The organism is Lacinutrix sp. C3R15 (assembly GCF_018860825.1).
Taxonomy (GTDB): Bacteria; Bacteroidota; Bacteroidia; order Flavobacteriales; family Flavobacteriaceae; genus Oceanihabitans.
The window spans coordinates 437,196-454,271 of sequence record NZ_JAHKPZ010000004.1; the positions used below are offsets into that span (position 1 = coordinate 437,196).

The window sequence follows — 17,076 nt, forward strand, 5'->3', positions numbered from 1 at the left end:
TTTTTTAAAATCGGAAATTATTTCCGTTAGGAAAGCACAAAAATAACAAATAGTTTAGATTGCGCGTTAGGTTTATTTAGTATTAATCTAGTTTTGAAGGTAAAATCCATTCGCTATGTTTAAAAGCGCTCCAAGAAACAGAAGCAATATCTACTTCAGAATTTATATATTTGGTATATGGCCTACCATTAACACTGATATTACAGGATATAAAAACAGCAACATCTTTCCCTTTTTCATTATATTCCTTTTTTAATCTTTGGGCAAATTGCCACATTACATCTGGGTGAGTACTTACTAATCGCATTTGTTTTTTGCTTAAATAATCTTCAAGTTTTACAAATATGGTTTTATTTTTTCCTTTCTCTTTTACTTTAAAGCTTATATGAGCAAGCTTAGATCTTAGCATCATACGCCAAGACATTTTGTGACCTTCTTCTGTCCAGAGTACATTGTCTTTTATAAAATGATGACGTAATGGTAAAGCAATTTGAAGGATAAAGTATATAGAGAATAAGATAACAAATGGTTTTTTATACTTTGGTTCAATAATTTCTGCTGCATCATAAAATTCTTTTTTCTTAAAAAAGATGTTTTTAATGGTTTTAGGATTAAAAAAGAACAAACTAAACGCTAATGCTAAATACGGAAAAATACCAACTTGAAATACTATAGAGTTAAATAAGTGAAAAAAGATAGATCCAAAAAAAGCGATTTTTCGGGTAGGCTTAAAAAGTAAAAAAGGAACTACCAAACCATCATATAAAATACCACCATAGGCTAAAAAATAATGCAGCCATTCTTGCTGTAAAAACTCACCAATTAAAAAATAGTTCTTTTTACCAGACATAAATATTTTCATTACAGAAGCATCTAGCCAATCTGGATATAATTTAGCAATAGAGCCATAAGTGTACACAATAAACATTTGTAAAATAAAAACCAGTCGACACCATTGTGGCATAGCGTTGCTCTTTATTTTAGGGTTTTGTTTAGCATCTACAGAGTGGTATTTGTTAGCAGGAAGAAATACCATAATAGCACTTAATAAAATCAATAAATAATAATGGTTATTGTAAGATGCTTTTTGCATTAAATAGGTAGTTAACCACATAAGTGTAAACATTATGGTGCTAAACCTGTATTTGTAACCAATCATGATTAGAAAACCAAAAATACCCATGACTAAATAATAAAAGTACATGCCGTTTCCTGGAAGTGGTTGTAGCCACTCAAAACCAATAAAAGTAAAAGTAAATTTTGGTTCTATAAAAGCCCTGGTAACCCAACCTGTAAAAATAGCACCTACAGATTCTAGAAAGCATAATAGACCAAAAAAGATTCTAAAAACAATTAGTGCACTGTTGTCTATATGTTTAAATAAATATTTATTCAATGTTGTTTTGGGTTATATATCGTTCTGCATCTATTTTGTCTTGCTGTATTTGCGCTTTTAAGGCTTCAAGGGAGTCAAACTTTTGTTCACTTCTAATTCTCTTTAAAACTTTAACAGCTATGTTTTGGTCATAAATATCTTCATTAAAATCAAAAAAATGTACTTCTATAGTTAGCTTGGTACTGTTGCTAATTGTTGGGTTAGTGCCAATATTCATCATCCCAAAAAGTTTTTGGTTTTTGTAGGTTGCTGTAACTACATAAACACCTTGTTTAGGTATAAGTTTATACGTTTCAGGGATACTTAAATTAGCAGTAGGAAAATCAATAGTTTTACCAAGACCTTTCCCTTTAATTACGGTACCATTTAGCATGAAATTATACCCCAAATAAGCGTTTGCAGTTTGCATATCTCCAGCTAATAATGCTTTTCTGATTTTTGTAGAACTTACAGATACGTCATTTATGTCTTGGGCAGAGATTTCTTCAACTTCAAAATTATACGTTTTACCAAATTTTATCAAATCCTGAATATTAGCAGCTCTATTTCTGCCAAAGTGGTGATCATAACCTATAATTATTTTTTTTATATGTAGTTGTTTTACAAGAATTTCTTTCACAAAATCTTCAGCAGATAAGCGTGAAAACTCTTTTGTAAATGTTTTAACACATAGATGATCTATACCTAGTTTTTTTAAAATAGCAGACCTTTCTTCAATAGTGTTAATGAGCTTTATATTTGCATCTTTTTGTAAAACCATTCTTGGATGCGGAAAAAAAGTTAAAACTACTGCTTGTAAGTTTTCTTGATTGGCAGTATTAACTAATCTTTCAATTATTTTTTGATGACCAATATGTACTCCATCAAAGGTACCAATTGTAGCAATTGAAGATTTGTTAGAATATTCATCTAATGTGTTTGATTTTAACATAAAAAAAGAAAAATTCTACTCATAAGTTCAATAAAAAAAGTTAAATTTGTGTAAATAGTGTTTTGTTAAACAAGAAGAACACATAACAAAAATACAATTTTGTTATTCTTTTGAAGTAACAAATATGAAAATTTCATTAATATAAATTACCTAATTATGAAAAAAAAATACATTAACTTTTTTGCATTATTGTTATTAGTGGTATTGTCGCCATTAACAGCAAATGCTCAAAATGACTATTGGTCTTCTACAACCAAAGAGTCTCTTAGCTTAGAAAAAAAAGTACATCGTGCTTCGCAACCAACAAAGTTTCAGATTTTAAATCTTAATCTAGAAAGATTTAAAGCGCTTTTAGAAAACGCACCATTAGTTGATGAAACTAGTGCGAGTAGATCTAATCTTATTATAGATTTTCCTATGGCAGATGGAAATTTAGAAAAATTTAGTGTTTCTGAATCTCCTATAATGGAAGCAGGATTAGCAGAACGTTACCCAATGATTAAAACATATAAAGCAATAGGTATAGATGATCCTACTGCTACTATGCGTTTTAGTGTTACACAGTTTGGACTACATGTTATTTCTTTGTCTGGAACTAGAAGTTCTGTGTATATAGATCCTTATACAGAAGATAGAAATACATATATGGTTTATGATAGAGCTTCTTTAAGCCAAGATACGCAAAGTTTTGAGTGTTTGGTAGATGAGAGTATTGATTTATCTTCATTAGAAACTGATAGAGGGTCTTCTAACAGAGAAGATACAGACGATCAAAAATTAAGAACCTATAGGTTAGCACAATCTTGTACTGGTGAATATGGGCAAATATTTGCAGGAACAGGAACAGAAGCTGAGCAAAAAGCAAATGTTCAAGCGCAAATGACAATAACAATTAATAGAGTTAATGAAATTTATGAACGTGATTTAGCCATTCGTTTAATTTTTGTAGCTAATAATGATGAGGTGATTTATTTAAACCAATTTACTGATCCATGGACTGCAGAGTATAATACAACAACAGCAGTAACTTTAGATAGTGTGATAGGTGTAGATAATTATGATATAGGTCATAATTTTAATACTACTGGAGGAGGTAATGCTGGATGTTTAGGATGTGTTTGTGCTAGTACTACTACTACAAGTTTTCATAAAGGAAGAGGATATACAGGAAGAACAGACCCAACAGGAGATGCATTTGATATTGATTATGTAGCACATGAAATGGGTCACCAATTTGATGGATATCACACCATGAATACCTGTAGTAGATCTGGTAGTGGTTTTACAGAAGTAGAGCCAGCATCAGGAAGTTCTATTATGGGATATGCAGGTATCTGTTCTACCAACGTACAATCTAATAGTGATGCGCATTTTAATTATGTAAACATTAGAGATATAGCAGCTAATATTCAGTCAGGAACTAGTAGTACTTGTGATGTTGAAACAAGCTTAGCAAATCAACCACCAGTTGCTGATGCAGGAAGTGATTATGCAATTCCGCCAAGTACTGCTTATGTATTAAGAGGAACAGCAACAGATCCTGACGGAACAGCTTCTTTAACCTATAACTGGTCTCAAAATGATCCAGAACAAGCTCCTGGTAATGGTTCTCCAGAATCTACTTGGACGCAAGGTCCATTATATAGATCTATATTACCAACAACATCTCCAGATCGTTATATGCCAAGCTGGAGTGATGTAGTTGCAGGAGATTTAACACCTACTTGGGAAGTAACACCTAGTGTTGCAAGAGAAATGAATTTCTCTTTTATTGTAAGAGATAATGGTAGTGGTTTTGCTGCAGGTATTGGTCAAACAGATGCAGATTTAATGACAATTGATGTTCAAGGTGGTGATCCTTTTACAGTAATTTCTCCTACAGTTTGGGGAGGAACAGGAAGCGCAAATACAGTATCGTGGAATGTTGCTGATACTAATATGGCACCTATTAACTGTCAAACAGTAAATATTAAGCTTTCTACAGACGGAGGATTAACTTTTCCTACCACATTAGCTTCTGGTGTTGCAAATGATGGTTCAGAAACTATTACTATGCCTACAGTTGCAGATACTGATGATGCAAGAATAATGGTAGAAGCTGCAGATAATATATTTTATGCGCTTTCCACCGTTTTTTCTATAAATAGTACTCCTACATTTGGTATTACTACTGCAAATAGTGCAGAGTCTGTTTGTAATATTGATGCTGTTGCTTATACTATAGATTTTGCTACTATTAATGGTTTTAATGAATCTATTACACTTAGCGCAACAGGAGTTCCTGCTGGATCAACAGTAACTTTTACTCCTGCAACTTTAACTACTGATGGGCAAACTGTAATGGATGTTACAGGTTTAATGGGTGTTGCAGCTGGAGATTATACCATAACGGTTACAGCTACTGCAGCTTCTGAAACAAAAGATATAGATGTAGATTTAACAGTGGCTGATGGAGTGTGTGTGTCTGTTGCAAACACACTTTATGATACTAGTACAACATTAGTGCAGTTTGGAACTATTGATAATGCTTCAGGAAAACCTTCTGGTTATAGTGATTATACTTCTATTTCAACAGATGTGAATAGAGAAAGCACTTATGATTTAACAGTAAACATGAATACCGATGGGCCATTTACGTGTTATTCTACAGTGTGGATTGATTGGAATCAAAACTGTGTTTTTGATGCCGATGAAACCTATGAGTTAGGTTCTGCTTTCTCTACTGCCGATGGGCCTGCAGGAAACTCTCCGTTATCGGTTACTGTGCCTGTAGATGCTGCTCTTGGTAGTACTACTATGCGTGTAACTACAAAATGGAATGTTACAGCAAGTTCTTGTGAAAATGATCATGATGCAGAAGTGGAAGACTATACGGTTAATGTATTAGCTTCTTTAAGTACACAAGAATTTGTAGCAGAAGAGGTTAGTGTTTTTCCAAATCCTAATACTGGTGAGTTTACCATAAAATTAAATGCTACTTCTGGAAATAATATAGGAGTAGTTGTTTATGATATTAGAGGAAGAAAAGTATATAATAATAGTTTTATTAATACTTCTAGTTTCCATCAAACTATTAATTTAGGAGATGTAGAGTCTGGTGTATATTTATTAAATGTAACTGACGGAACAAGAGGAATTACTAAAAAAGTAATTGTAAAATAAAAAGTACTTATACAAGTTTAAAAAAAGGGGAGCGTTTTCGCTCCCTTTTTTATTTTCCATTAAAGGTATTCATGGTATTGTTTACTCCTGCTGTACCAAAAGATTTAATAAGCGCTAAGGCTTTATCTAGTCTTTCAGGAAGTTTAGCTTTTTCATCATCTGTCCATTCTCCTAATACATAATCAACCTGTCTTCCTGTGCTAAAAGCATCACTTATACCAAATCTAAATCTATTGTATTTTGTAGTGTTTAGTTTTTCTTGTGTGTCTTTTAATCCGTTATGGCCACCATCACTACCTTTAGTTTTTAGTCTAATGCTACCAAATGGTAAGTTTAAATCGTCTGTAATTACTAATAAGTTTTCTAAAGGAATTTTTTCTTTTGTTAACCAGTATAAAATAGCCTTTCCGCTTAAATTCATATAGGTACTTGGTTTTAGTAAAATAAAGGTTCTGCCTTTAAATTTATAGGTTGTAATGTCTCCAAGTTTTTGTGTTTCAAATTGTAAATCTTCAGTTTTAACTAAGTGATCTAAAATTTTAAAACCAATATTATGTCTGGTGTTTGTGTATTTTTCTCCAATATTGCCAAGTCCAACAATTAGAAATTTTTTCATAGTATCTATTTCTTCTGTTTTATATGTGTTTTTCTTGTTGTTGAAAAGAGATTTTAAGAAAGTACACATAACAGGGTTCTGTTTTTTGTAAAAATAAAAAAAGCATTCTGAATACACAGAATGCTTTTATAATTGTAAAAATAAATAAATTTATTCTTGCGCTTCAGCTGCTGGAGCTGCATCTGCTTCGTCTTCATCATCCTCATCATCAACAACAGCTGTTCTAGAAGTTTTAATTTGACAAACTACAGTGTTATCCGAGTGTAATAAAGTGTATTTTTCTTGATTTAAGTCTCTTACAGAAATTTTATCTCCAATTTTTAAAGGAGTAATATCAATTTCTATAAAATCAGGTAAGTTAGCAGGAAGTGCTTTAACACGTAATTTACGGTTGTTTTTTCTTAAAACACCACCATTTTTAACACCACGAGAGTTTCCTACGATATTTACAGGAACATTTAAAGAGATTTCTTTATCATCAAATAATTGATAGAAATCTACGTGTAAAATTCTGTCTGTTACAGGGTGAAATTGAATGTCTTGTAATACAGCATTCAATGTTGTTCCGTCTGTAAGTTCAATCACAACTGTATGCGCATTAGGCGTGTATACTAGTTTAGAGAAAGCTAATTCTGGTGCAGAGAAATGCACTGGTTTATCTCCTCCGTATAATACGCAAGGAACCTGACCAGCATTACGTAAAGCTTTTGTTGCTTTTTTGCCTACGCTTTCTCTTTGAGATCCGTTGATTGTAATCGATTTCATTTTTTTGTTTTTATATTAATTATTAATTACATTAAAAATTTAGAGCTAATAGATTTGTTATGGTGCACGTTTTGCATCACTTCAGCAAATAAATCAGCAGAGGTTAAAACTTTAATTTTAGCACTTTCTTTTTGAAGCGGAATAGAATCTGTTACTATTAACTCTTCAAGTTTTGAGTTTTCAATTCTTTCGTAAGCTTCACCTGATAATATTGGGTGTGTACAAATAGCTCTTACACTTAAAGCACCTCGTTCCATCATTAAATCGGCAGCTTTAGTTAAAGTTCCTGCAGTGTCTACCATATCGTCAACTAACACAACGTTTTTACCTGTAACATCACCAATAAGTTCCATGTGTGAAATTACGTTAGCTTTTGCGCGTTGTTTGTAACATATTACTACATCGCTTTCTAATGCTTTTGAATAAGCATAAGCTCTTTTAGAACCTCCCATATCTGGAGATGCAATAGTAAGATTGTCTAAGTTTAACTCTTTTAAATATGGTAAAAATATAGTGGAAGCAAATAGATGATCTACAGGTTTTTCAAAGAAACCTTGAATTTGATCAGCATGTAAATCCATGGTGATTATTCTAGTAGCACCTGCTGCTTCTAACATTTTTGCTACTAATTTTGCAGCAATAGGAACTCTAGGTTTATCTTTTCTATCTTGTCTAGCCCAACCAAAATAAGGAAGAACAGCTGTTATATGTCTTGCAGATGCACGTTTAGCAGCATCTATCATTAATAACATTTCCATTAAATTTTCTGGACCAGGATGTGTAGAGCCAATAATAAAAATACGAGTACCTCTAATAGATTCTTCATAAGAAGGTTGAAACTCTCCATCACTATATGTTGATGTTATAACTTTCCCTAAATGTGTGCCATAAGCATCAGCAATTTTCTGAGCTAGAACTTTACTTTGCATACAAGAAAATATCTTTGCTTCAGTAATTGTATTTGACATGATTAATCTATTATTAATAAGGCTTTTATATAGCCTGTTTTTATTGAGGTGCAAATTTAGAGTTTTTTTTCGTTCTTTAAAGCATTTACTTCGTATTTTTAAAGGTTATATTGAAAAATAATATATTTTTGCAGAACAAAATTGCTCAAGTGGCGGAATTGGTAGACGCGTCGGATTCAAAATCCGATTCTTAGGAGTGTGGGTTCGATTCCCACCTTGAGTACAAATGCATCCTGTGAAATATTGTTTTTTCAGTATTTTACAGGATTTTTTATTTCTTTTCTTCACGTAAAATTTTCTCCATTTTACGACCTCTAGCTAATTCATCTACTAATTTATCTAAATATCTTGTTTGTTGGGTTAATGCATTATCTATTTCTTCAATACGATAGCCACATATAACGCCTTTAATTAAATGTGCATTAGGATTTAGATTAGCTTTTTCAAAAAAGGTCTTGAATGTTGCTTTGTTGTTAATGAATTCTTGAACTTTAGTTTGGTTATAACCAGTGAGCCACTCTATTACTTGAAGCAACTCTTTTTTAGTTCTTCCTTTTTTTTCTACTTTGTTTACATAATGAGGGTATACAGAAGCAAAAGTCATTTTTGCAATACGTTGATTGTGTTCTGGTGTAACTTTCATTTTACTTATATTTTTATGTTACTTGTTTTTATTTTTTTCGCATAAAGTCGAATGCTCCTTTTCTGAGTTGTATATCATATTCTAAATAGGCTTTCATGCAAGCTAGAAAGTTAGCCCAACCTCCCGAATTTTCTAAAGCCCATTTAAGATTGTCCTCATTAAATTGTTTTCCTTTTTCGTTAACTCTTACTATGGTGCTGTTGTCTGGTAATTTTTGTAATGTGATTTTTACAATAGTTTCTGGATCCCAAACAAAGGAAATAAAGCTTGGGTTTTCTGTTTTAACTTCTGTAATAGGGAATTTAGTGTCAAATTCAGGAAATTTCCAGGTTACGTCTTTTCCTGTTTGTAATCTTCCGCTACTTTCTGCAATGAAATACTTCGTGATTTTTTCCGGATTTACAATTCCTTCAAAAACTTCTTCTATTGGTTTCTGAATTTGTAAAATTGCTTTAGATTCTAGTATCATATCTAATATTTTAATGAAAAGCTACTACATGTTCCGTCTAAATTGGTGTTAGCGTGCCTATTTGCAAGAAACTTATGATGTAAATTACTATGTAGTAAAGCTCTTTGTTTAAGTTTAAGATAAGTAAAAAATTTTATGCGTTATTGTTATTTGGTTGTTTTTTCGGGTTGTTCCTTTTTAGCGTAGTTGTAAATTTAGCCAGTGTTTTATATGTTTTCGTTCTTTTTAAAGAAATGGATTATTTCCTTATCTAGTAATAGCTCATTAGTGTAGCTTTTAATGGAGTCTGAAGATATTTGTGAACTTTTTATCTGCATAGATTTTAACGATTTATCTTTTTGTGGTGCAATAAGAATTGTTTTTCCGTAGTTTAAGTCAAAAAGCCTTGTGTTAATTATGGCATAAGCGTTGTTTTCAGCGGTTTGAAAAGCTAAATAATCAATTCTGTTGTTCTTGGTTTTAATGAAACCTTGTCCTAAATAGTCTGGATGATTTCTAGAAATAACAATGCTTTGATTTAATTTATAGTTTATAGTATCTATGGTGTCTGTTAATACTAGAATCTGGAAGAAAACTTCATCTTTTGTGTTTTTTAATCGGTTTTTATTTAGCTCGTTTTTACCAATAGAAAAGCCGTTCATTATAATGTTTTTATCTTCTAATTTTAATTCTTCGTAAAGGGTTGCTAAGCCTTTAAAACTTCCTTCTCCTACTAAGTTGTAGTTAGGCACAGGAAATGCACCAAGTTCAAAAGGGCCAAAGTCACCAACTCCTATGAATTGTTTGTCATTTTCAAACTTTTCTTGATCCCAAGTGGTAGAATCTTTTCTATTGTTTAAATATTGGGCTCTTTTTATAGCGTTCCATTGTTTGTTTTCAGGTTTAATTTGAGAAGGTTTATTAGAACAGCTAAAAAGAATAGTTACTACAGTAAAAACGGTTAAAATTTTATTTATTTGGTTGTAAACTAATGCTGTATAGCAAATACTACTTAAAATGTTAGTTTTATCAATATTCATTTTTGCGGATCTAATTTATTTGTTGATGCTAACTTACTGCTAACTAATTGGTATTCATAAAATGTAAATATTTTAGCTTTATTTTGAGATGCATGGTAGTTGTTTCTAATTCATGTTTAGTTTTAAAAAAAGAGGTAATAGGCGGTTAATTACTCTGTTAGAGAAATTTATAAAAACTTTTTCTTTTGTGCTTTAAATTCTTAAATAAATCATTAGTCTAGGTTGTTTATACCTAATCTGTAAAGCTTGGTATTTCTGTAAAAGTTTTTTATTTTAAATTGTATATTTACCCAAAACCCAAATACAATAATTTATGCTTCAAGAATTCTGGTTTAACGTACAATATGGTATAAACCATGTACTGGATATTAATGCTTATGATCACGTACTTTTTTTAATAGTGCTTGCTGTTCCTTATATTTTTAAAGATTGGAAACGTGTTTTTATATTAGTTTCTATTTTTACTTTAGGGCATACTTTATCTTTAGTGTTGGCAGCATATCACGTGGTGTCTGTAAATGGTAAATTGGTGGAGTTTTTAATTCCGGTAACCATATTAATTATGGCTGTTTTTAATGTGTTTACAGCAGGTAAAACTGCTAAAAGTGATAAACTAGGCGTTTTGTTTTTTTCTACACTCTTTTTTGGTCTAGTTCATGGTTTAGGTTTTGCTAGAGAGTTTCATATTATGGTTGGTAAAACAGACAATAAATTAATTACACTTTTAGAGTTTGCTTTAGGTATAGAGATAGCACAAATAGTTATTGTTTTTGTAGTGTTGTTTTTAGGGTTTTTAATGCAAACTATTTTTAGGTTTTCTAAACGCGATTGGGTTATGGTAATCTCTGCTGTAGTAATTGGTTTAGTAATACCAATGATAATAAACAGTGATTTACTTGCCTAGCCGCTAAAGTTTTGGTAAAAATTTAACGTACAACTGTTGTAAATAAAATACTTAGCAAGTATCTTCGTTATACTACTTTGTGTCTTGTATTTACAACGTAATATGATGCGAACTACAATTTAAAATATGTCAGAAAAAAAGAGGCTTAAATATGATAAAGCCTATTTAAGAATAGCAACAGAATGGGGAAAACTCTCTGCTTGCGAAAGAAAACAAGTTGGTGCTTTAATAGTAAAAGACAGAATGATTATTTCAGACGGTTTTAATGGTACACCAACAGGCTTTGAAAACTATTGCGAAGATGATGAAGGATATACAAAATGGTATGTATTACACGCAGAAGCTAATGCCATTTTAAAAGTAGCTTCTTCTACACAATCGTGTAAAGGTGCTACCTTATATATTACATTGTCTCCCTGCAAGGAGTGTAGTAAACTAATACATCAAGCCGGAATTGTAAGAGTGGTTTACAACCAAGCCTATAAAGATGATTCTGGACTGCGTTTTTTAGAAAAAGCAGGAATAGAATTACAATTAATTGAAGATTTAAAAGCATAATGAAAACCTCAAAAAAATACTTACCATTGTTTCTTGGTGTTGCTATTGCGATAGGTATTTTTATAGGGGGAAAATTAAATTTTACAGACTCTTCTGATAGATTATTTACTTCAAACAGTAAAAAAGACAAGCTTAACAGACTCATAGATTATATAGATTACGAATATGTAGATGAGGTGAATACAGATAGTATTGTAGATGTTACAGTAAATGGTATTCTTGAAAACCTGGATCCGCACTCTGTGTACATTCCTAAAGAAGATATGCAGCGTGTTAGTGAGAACATGAAAGGTGATTTTGTTGGTATTGGTATTAGTTTTTACACCTATAAAGATACTATTGCTGTAATTAGAACGGTTGAAGGAGGACCTAGTGAAAAAACAGGTATTCAAGGAGGAGATAGAATACTTATAGCTAACAACGATACTTTATTTGGTAAAAACTACTCTAATAGTGCTATTGTAAATAAGCTTAAAGGACTTATGGATAGTGATGTGGAGTTAAAGGTTTACAGAAAGGGAGAGCCTGATTTGTTAGACTTTAAAGTTACAAGAAATCACGTGCCAATTGCAAGTGTGGATGCAGCATATATGCTAACTAATAATTTAGGATATGTAAAAATTAACCGTTTTGCAGAGTCTACTTTTAAAGAGTTTAAAGCCGAATTAAATAAACTGCAAAAGCTTGGCGCTACACAAATTGCTTTAGATTTAAGAGGTAACCCTGGAGGTTTTTTAAGTATTGCAGAACAAATTGTTGATGAGTTTTTAGAAGACGATAAGCTTATATTATTCACAAAAAATAAACGTGGTACTATTGAAAAAAGCTTTGCTACAAAAAAAGGAGACTTTGAAAAAGCAAACGTTTTTGTGCTTATAGATGAAAACTCTGCATCTGCAAGCGAAATTGTTGCAGGAGCATTGCAAGACAATGATAAAGGTACTATTGTAGGTAGACGTTCTTATGGTAAAGGGTTGGTGCAACGCGAAATGCAATTAGGAGATGGTAGTGCAGTGCGTTTAACCGTTTCACGCTATTATACACCAACAGGAAGATCTATACAGCGTTCTTATAAAAACGGAAATAAAGATTATTACGATGAGTATTTTGATCGTTTAGATAGTGGTGAATTACTAGATCCTGATAAAATACAAGTTGCAGACTCCTTAAAGTTTAAAACACCAAAAGGAAAAGTGGTGTATGGTGGAGGTGGTATTATACCTGATGTATTTGTGCCTTTAGATTTAAGCATGCAAAATGAAACCTTTAACTTTTTACAACAAACAGGGTTTTTAAATTATTTTGTTTTTGAACAGTTAGATAAGCAAAGAGAAGCTTATGATAATTTAACGCAACAAGATTTTGTAAATGATTTTATAATTTCTGATGACGTTATTGAAGATTTTCAAATATATTTAAGAGAGCGTTTAAACAGGAATATTACTTTTTTAACCTTTAAAGATGAAATTAAACTCATTATAAAAGCAGCTTTAGGGCAGCAGTTATTTGGTGCAGGCACCTACCAAGAAGTAATCAATCAAAAAGATATTATGATTGAAGAAGTAATTGATTTAAGTAAAGAAAATTAAAGGCTAATCTTGTCATGTACCTTAGTGTGTACACCGTTATTCCAAAGGGTTAAAATATCTGTAGCTACATGCGCTCCGCTTCCAGAAGCTATAGCAAATTGACTTCTCCAGCCTGCTAAAGATCCTGCTACATATAAGCCTTCTTCTATTTTATGGTCTACGTTTTTTAACCAAATTCTATCTTTTTCTTTTACGGCTCTTGGGTGAGGTTCTATATAATTTTCTAAACCATTTATGGTCATTAAGTTGGTGTAGCCAACAGCAATAACAACCGTTTTGGTTTGGTAGGTTTCTTTGTTTGTAGTTACTGCAAAACCGGTTTTAGTCTTTGTAATTTCTAAAACTTTTTCATTATCAATTTGTGTAACGTGCGGATATTGTGTTTTAAGTTGTTTTTGGCCTTCGTCTAAAATACGAGCACCTGTAGTTCCTGGAGCTAGGCCTAAAACATTATTAAATAAAGCATTTTGTAGATGCGATGTTTTTTGATGAATAACAATGCCAATGTGTTTGTCTTTAGCAAAGGCTTTGTTTTGAGCAGAACCCAAAACTAATGCGCAAGACATTCCTGCTGCTCCACCACCAATTATAAGTACATCAAACATTACTTTTTGTTTTTTAATTGTTTGGTTACTTTTTTAGAAAGTCTTAAAACTTGTAATAAAACGATAGCGCATAAAGAGGTTAAAATAGTAATTAACGCAACAACACTCTGACCTTCAAAAAGATTATTGAAATTTACTTGTGTGATGTTAAAAATAATTAAACCAACTGCTATAATGGTAAATATAATAGTAAATGCTTTCATTTATATAAATAGTGCTTTAATGTTATGTGCAAATAATTTTACTGCAATAGCTAAAAGTATAACGCCAAATATTTTTCTAATAATACTAATTCCGTTTTGTCCTATTAGCTTTTCAATTTTTGCAGACGTTTTTAAAACAATATAAATAATTAAAACGTTAAGTAAAACGGCAACTATAATATTTTCTATTCTGTACTCTGCACGTATAGAAAGTAAAGTAGTTAAGCTTCCTGGTCCTGCAATTAAAGGAAATGCTAACGGAAATACCGAAGCAGTCATAGAGCTATTTTCTTCTTCTTTATATAATGTAATACCTAAAATCATTTCTAATGCTATAAAAAATAAGATAAAAGCACCTGCTACAGCAAAGCTGTTAACACCAATACCAATTAAAGATAGTATGTTTTGCCCTAAAAATAAAAACACAATCATTATTATTCCTGCAATAATAGAAGCTTTTTCACTTTGTATATGACCTACTTTTTTTCTTAAATCTATAATGATAGGAATGTTTCCTATAATATCAATTACAGCAAATAGAATCATAAATGCGGTAAATATTTCTTTAAAATTAAGTTGCATTCTTTTTGTTTTTAAAATTTGGTGCAAATGTCGTTATATTATAAAATATTCCTAGTTAAATATAGGTAAATTTTAAGTCATTAATTTGTTGGTTTTTTTGCTTAAATATCTAGTATATTTGCAGCATGTTTCAACTAGGAAAAACAATTATATCTGAAGACATTATTGATAAAGATTTTGTCTGTAATCTGTCTGCATGTAAAGGTGCATGTTGTATAGATGGAGATGCTGGAGCCCCTTTAGATAAAGAGGAAGTTAGTATTTTAGAAGCTATTTACCCAAAAGTAAAACCCTATTTACGTAAAGAAGGAATTGCTGCTATTGAGGCACAAGGAACTTCTATTGTTACAGATTTTGGTGATTATGAAACCCCTTTAATTGGTGGTGCAGATTGTGCTTATGTGATTTTTGATGATAAAAAAACAGCGCTTTGTGGTATTGAAGAAGCGTTCAATCAGGGAGATATTGATTGGAAAAAACCGGTTTCTTGTCATTTATATCCTATTCGAATTAAAGAATATTCTGAGTTTTCTGCAGTAAATTATGAGAAATGGGAAATTTGTGATGATGCATGTGCGTTAGGAGCAGAGTTGCAGGTTCCTGTATATAAGTTTGTAAAACAAGCCTTGATTAGAAAATTTGGTGAAGATTGGTATGCAGCACTAGAAGAGGTTGCAGATAAAATGAAAAAATAATTAAGCTGTTTTTAGTTTCATTTCTTGGGTAGGAATTTCTATTATAACTTTTGTTCCAATTGCTAGATTGTTTTCGTCGTATAAATCAATTATATCAAGAGTATAGTCATTGGTAAATTGTTTTGAAAAATTATCTAACCGTTCTTTTGTAATGGCTATACCAACAGATTTACGTTTTAGTGTTTTTTGTCTGTTAATTTTTTCTGAAGCAATTCTGCCAATTCCATTATCTGTAATGCAAATAGAAATAGCATTGTGTTTTAATTTACTAACTTGAATATTAATTTCTTTATTTTTTGTTTTAGAAGACAAGCCATGCCATAAAGCGTTTTCTAGAAATGGTTGCAAAATAAGGGATGGTACTTTAATTGTTTCGGTATTTACATTTTTTTCAATATTCACGTTATATTTAATTTCATTGTTAAACCTTATGTTTTCAATGTTTATATAAAGTGTCATGGTTTCTAACTCATCTGCTAAGGATATTTCTTTTTCTTTAGAGGCGACTAAAATTTTTCTAATAAGTTTAGAAAATTTGTTTAAATAGTAAACGGCATTTTCTTTTTCGTTATTTATTATATAGAGTTTAATAGAGTTTAAGGTGTTAAATATAAAATGCGGATTCATTTGGTTACGCAGCATATCCTGCTCAAGTGTAATAATTTTCTTTTCGCTTTTAAGTCTAGATTGTCTGTACAATATGTATATAAAACCTAAAATTAAAAGTACACCAATAGCACTTAATAGTAGTACTTTTCTGTTTTGTGCTAAGCGTAGTTTTACAATTTCATTTTCATTAGCTAAAGCTTTTATTTGATTGCTTTTTTTTTCGCTTTCATATTTAATTACCAAATCATTTACATATTGTAGGTTTCTCTCGTTGGTTACTGTTTGGTCTAAAGCTACATGAGCTTTGTAATATGTGTTTGCTTTTTTGTAGTCTAATTTTAATTCAAACAACTCAGAAAGGTGTTTGTAGGCATCAATTTTTGAGGAAACTAAATTATAGTCATTAGCAATTTTTAATCCTTTTTTTAAATTTATTTCAGAAGCTTCATAGTTTTTTTGTTTTAATTGTAGCCATCCTAAATTAATATAAACAGGAGCAATGTGGTATTGGTCATTTAGTTGTAGTGCTTTTTGTAATGCTGTATTAAGTGCGTTTTGTGCTGCTATAAATTTTTCTTGCTTAATATAAATTACACCAATACTGTTGTTGCATATTACACGACCAATATTAGAGTTTATTTGGTTGTTGTAGTTTAGTGAGGTGTTGTAGTTTTTAATAGCTTCTTCTAGTAAGCCCTTGCTTTCTTTTACGTAACCAATGTTTTGGTAGTTAATGGCTAGACCTAATTTGTTGTCTAAGGCTTTTTCAATTTCTAAAGACTGGTTAAATTGAGATAAAGCTAAATCATATTGTTTTAAAACAAGATAAATGTTTCCCATACTGTTTCTAGAAACAGCAATGCTTTTTTGTAAATGTATAGAGGCTTTTTTGTTGGTTTCGGCAAGATCTAATGCTTGTTTATGAAAGTCTAAAGCATAGCGTATTAGGTCTAATCTTCTGTTAACAACACCAAGCATGTTAAGGCTTATTACTTGTAATTCTAGATTGTTAGCCTTTTTAGCAAGATCTAGTGCTTGTTGGTGTAGCTCTAAAGCATGGTTGTATTTAGAGGAGTTTCTGTAAAAAATACCTAGCATATTTAAGGCATAACTTTCTCCTTCAAAATAATCTGTTTCTTTGCTTTTTGTAGCTAGGTAACGCATTTTTATAGTGTCATTACTAACAGGGTTAAATAACGTGTAAAGTGCTTGGTAGTTATTTGGTTTGTTGTAAGTAACGTTTTGTATTTGCGTATCAAAATTTGTAACTTCTGTTTGCTGTGCATACGTGTTATGGGCTAACAACAAAATGGTTGTTAGTTTAAAAAATAGTGCTGTTATATTTTTTAACTTTTGCATGTG

General features: G+C 31.2%; 17 protein-coding genes and 1 tRNA gene. 6 read left to right on the top strand and 12 right to left on the bottom strand.

Going from position 1 to position 17,076, the window contains the following annotated elements; genetic code table 11:
- Window positions 1–82 precede the first annotated feature (82 nt).
- Complete coding sequence (locus KO494_RS01950; protein WP_215965899.1) at window positions 83–1,396, bottom strand: HTTM domain-containing protein; 1,314 nt, start codon at window positions 1,394–1,396, stop codon at window positions 83–85.
- Complete coding sequence (locus KO494_RS01955) at window positions 1,389–2,327, bottom strand: bifunctional riboflavin kinase/FAD synthetase (protein ID WP_215965900.1); 939 nt, start codon at window positions 2,325–2,327, stop codon at window positions 1,389–1,391. Before KO494_RS01955 ends, KO494_RS01950 begins: the two co-directional genes overlap by 8 nt.
- Before the next feature lie 156 nt (window positions 2,328–2,483).
- Between KO494_RS01955 and KO494_RS01960 the strand changes: the two genes are divergently transcribed.
- Window positions 2,484–5,489: a zinc-dependent metalloprotease gene (locus tag KO494_RS01960; protein ID WP_215965901.1), complete on the top strand. Its 3,006-nt coding sequence runs from the start codon at window positions 2,484–2,486 to the stop codon at window positions 5,487–5,489.
- 49 nt (window positions 5,490–5,538) lie between these two features.
- On the opposite strand, the gene pth is transcribed toward KO494_RS01960, so the two are convergent.
- The 3 genes from pth to KO494_RS01975 all read right to left on the bottom strand — a co-directional run bounded on the left by pth (window position 5,539) and on the right by KO494_RS01975 (window position 7,838).
- Window positions 5,539–6,174, bottom strand: coding sequence for an aminoacyl-tRNA hydrolase (gene pth / locus KO494_RS01965; protein ID WP_215965902.1), 636 nt, complete (start codon window positions 6,172–6,174; stop codon window positions 5,539–5,541).
- 81 nt (window positions 6,175–6,255) lie between these two features.
- A complete protein-coding gene (locus KO494_RS01970) occupies window positions 6,256–6,870 on the bottom strand; it encodes a 50S ribosomal protein L25/general stress protein Ctc (protein ID WP_215965903.1) in 615 nt (204 codons plus the stop codon).
- Between the two features lie 26 nt (window positions 6,871–6,896).
- On the bottom strand, window positions 6,897–7,838 hold the full coding sequence (locus tag KO494_RS01975) for a ribose-phosphate pyrophosphokinase (protein WP_215965904.1): 942 nt from the start codon (window positions 7,836–7,838) through the stop codon (window positions 6,897–6,899).
- A 143-nt stretch (window positions 7,839–7,981) separates the two neighbouring features.
- Here KO494_RS01975 and KO494_RS01980 point away from each other — a divergent pair.
- Window positions 7,982–8,061, top strand: a tRNA-Leu gene (locus tag KO494_RS01980).
- Window positions 8,062–8,109: 48 nt separating this feature from the next.
- Here KO494_RS01980 and KO494_RS01985 read toward each other — a convergent pair.
- From KO494_RS01985 to KO494_RS01995, 3 genes are all read right to left on the bottom strand, one after another.
- Window positions 8,110–8,481 (bottom strand): DUF2200 domain-containing protein, encoded by a 372-nt coding sequence (locus tag KO494_RS01985; protein WP_215965905.1) that lies wholly within the window; start codon window positions 8,479–8,481, stop codon window positions 8,110–8,112.
- Between the two features lie 28 nt (window positions 8,482–8,509).
- Window positions 8,510–8,950 (bottom strand): SRPBCC domain-containing protein, encoded by a 441-nt coding sequence (locus KO494_RS01990; protein ID WP_215965906.1) that lies wholly within the window; start codon window positions 8,948–8,950, stop codon window positions 8,510–8,512.
- Between the two features lie 206 nt (window positions 8,951–9,156).
- Entirely contained in the window at window positions 9,157–9,969 is an 813-nt protein-coding gene (locus KO494_RS01995; protein ID WP_215965907.1) for a hypothetical protein, read from the bottom strand.
- Between the two features lie 313 nt (window positions 9,970–10,282).
- Between KO494_RS01995 and KO494_RS02000 the strand changes: the two genes are divergently transcribed.
- The 3 genes from KO494_RS02000 (at window position 10,283) to KO494_RS02010 (ending at window position 13,020) form a co-directional block, all read left to right on the top strand.
- Window positions 10,283–10,873 carry a HupE/UreJ family protein gene (locus tag KO494_RS02000; RefSeq protein ID WP_215965908.1) on the top strand — a complete coding sequence of 197 codons (591 nt, stop codon included), beginning with the start codon at window positions 10,283–10,285 and terminating at the stop codon, window positions 10,871–10,873.
- A gap of 126 nt (window positions 10,874–10,999) precedes the next feature.
- Complete coding sequence (locus KO494_RS02005; RefSeq protein WP_215965909.1) at window positions 11,000–11,431, top strand: dCMP deaminase family protein; 432 nt, start codon at window positions 11,000–11,002, stop codon at window positions 11,429–11,431.
- The gene (locus KO494_RS02010; protein ID WP_215965910.1) at window positions 11,431–13,020 is read left to right on the top strand and encodes a S41 family peptidase; all 1,590 of its coding nucleotides are present in this window, start codon (window positions 11,431–11,433) and stop codon (window positions 13,018–13,020) included. The genes KO494_RS02005 and KO494_RS02010 overlap by 1 nt, the downstream gene beginning before the upstream one ends.
- Here KO494_RS02010 and KO494_RS02015 read toward each other — a convergent pair.
- Genes KO494_RS02015 through KO494_RS02025 form a run of 3 tightly spaced genes read right to left on the bottom strand, consistent with a single transcriptional unit; the run spans window position 13,017 to window position 14,410 of the window.
- Entirely contained in the window at window positions 13,017–13,625 is a 609-nt protein-coding gene (locus KO494_RS02015; protein ID WP_215965911.1) for an FAD-dependent oxidoreductase, read from the bottom strand. The genes KO494_RS02010 and KO494_RS02015 overlap by 4 nt on opposite strands.
- On the bottom strand, window positions 13,625–13,828 hold the full coding sequence (locus KO494_RS02020) for a hypothetical protein (protein ID WP_215965912.1): 204 nt from the start codon (window positions 13,826–13,828) through the stop codon (window positions 13,625–13,627). Before KO494_RS02020 ends, KO494_RS02015 begins: the two co-directional genes overlap by 1 nt.
- Window positions 13,829–14,410, bottom strand: coding sequence for a MarC family protein (locus KO494_RS02025; RefSeq protein ID WP_215965913.1), 582 nt, complete (start codon window positions 14,408–14,410; stop codon window positions 13,829–13,831). It abuts the gene before it with no gap.
- Window positions 14,411–14,535: 125 nt separating this feature from the next.
- Between KO494_RS02025 and KO494_RS02030 the strand changes: the two genes are divergently transcribed.
- Complete coding sequence (locus KO494_RS02030; protein ID WP_215965914.1) at window positions 14,536–15,105, top strand: DUF3109 family protein; 570 nt, start codon at window positions 14,536–14,538, stop codon at window positions 15,103–15,105.
- Here KO494_RS02030 and KO494_RS02035 read toward each other — a convergent pair whose 3' ends face one another.
- The gene (locus KO494_RS02035; protein ID WP_215965915.1) at window positions 15,106–17,073 is read right to left on the bottom strand and encodes a tetratricopeptide repeat protein; all 1,968 of its coding nucleotides are present in this window, start codon (window positions 17,071–17,073) and stop codon (window positions 15,106–15,108) included.
- Window positions 17,074–17,076 lie beyond the last annotated feature (3 nt).

Excerpts from the sequence above, each read along its gene's own strand:
- KO494_RS02010 (WP_215965910.1), top strand. The coding sequence starts at position 11,431 with ATGAAAACCTCAAAAAAATACTTACCATTGTTTCTTGGTGTTGCTATT.
- KO494_RS01985 (WP_215965905.1), bottom strand. The coding sequence starts at position 8,481 with ATGAAAGTTACACCAGAACACAATCAACGTATTGCAAAAATGACTTTT.
- KO494_RS02030 (WP_215965914.1), top strand. The coding sequence starts at position 14,536 with ATGTTTCAACTAGGAAAAACAATTATATCTGAAGACATTATTGATAAA.
- pth (WP_215965902.1), bottom strand. The coding sequence starts at position 6,174 with ATGTGTACTTTCTTAAAATCTCTTTTCAACAACAAGAAAAACACATAT.
- KO494_RS02025 (WP_215965913.1), bottom strand. The coding sequence starts at position 14,410 with ATGCAACTTAATTTTAAAGAAATATTTACCGCATTTATGATTCTATTT.
- KO494_RS02015 (WP_215965911.1), bottom strand. The coding sequence starts at position 13,625 with ATGTTTGATGTACTTATAATTGGTGGTGGAGCAGCAGGAATGTCTTGC.
- KO494_RS01970 (WP_215965903.1), bottom strand. The coding sequence starts at position 6,870 with ATGAAATCGATTACAATCAACGGATCTCAAAGAGAAAGCGTAGGCAAA.
- KO494_RS01990 (WP_215965906.1), bottom strand. The coding sequence starts at position 8,950 with ATGATACTAGAATCTAAAGCAATTTTACAAATTCAGAAACCAATAGAA.
- KO494_RS02035 (WP_215965915.1), bottom strand. The coding sequence starts at position 17,073 with ATGCAAAAGTTAAAAAATATAACAGCACTATTTTTTAAACTAACAACC.
- KO494_RS02005 (WP_215965909.1), top strand. The coding sequence starts at position 11,000 with ATGTCAGAAAAAAAGAGGCTTAAATATGATAAAGCCTATTTAAGAATA.
- KO494_RS01995 (WP_215965907.1), bottom strand. The coding sequence starts at position 9,969 with ATGAATATTGATAAAACTAACATTTTAAGTAGTATTTGCTATACAGCA.
- KO494_RS02000 (WP_215965908.1), top strand. The coding sequence starts at position 10,283 with ATGCTTCAAGAATTCTGGTTTAACGTACAATATGGTATAAACCATGTA.
- KO494_RS01960 (WP_215965901.1), top strand. The coding sequence starts at position 2,484 with ATGAAAAAAAAATACATTAACTTTTTTGCATTATTGTTATTAGTGGTA.
- KO494_RS01955 (WP_215965900.1), bottom strand. The coding sequence starts at position 2,327 with ATGTTAAAATCAAACACATTAGATGAATATTCTAACAAATCTTCAATT.
- KO494_RS01975 (WP_215965904.1), bottom strand. The coding sequence starts at position 7,838 with ATGTCAAATACAATTACTGAAGCAAAGATATTTTCTTGTATGCAAAGT.
- KO494_RS02020 (WP_215965912.1), bottom strand. The coding sequence starts at position 13,828 with ATGAAAGCATTTACTATTATATTTACCATTATAGCAGTTGGTTTAATT.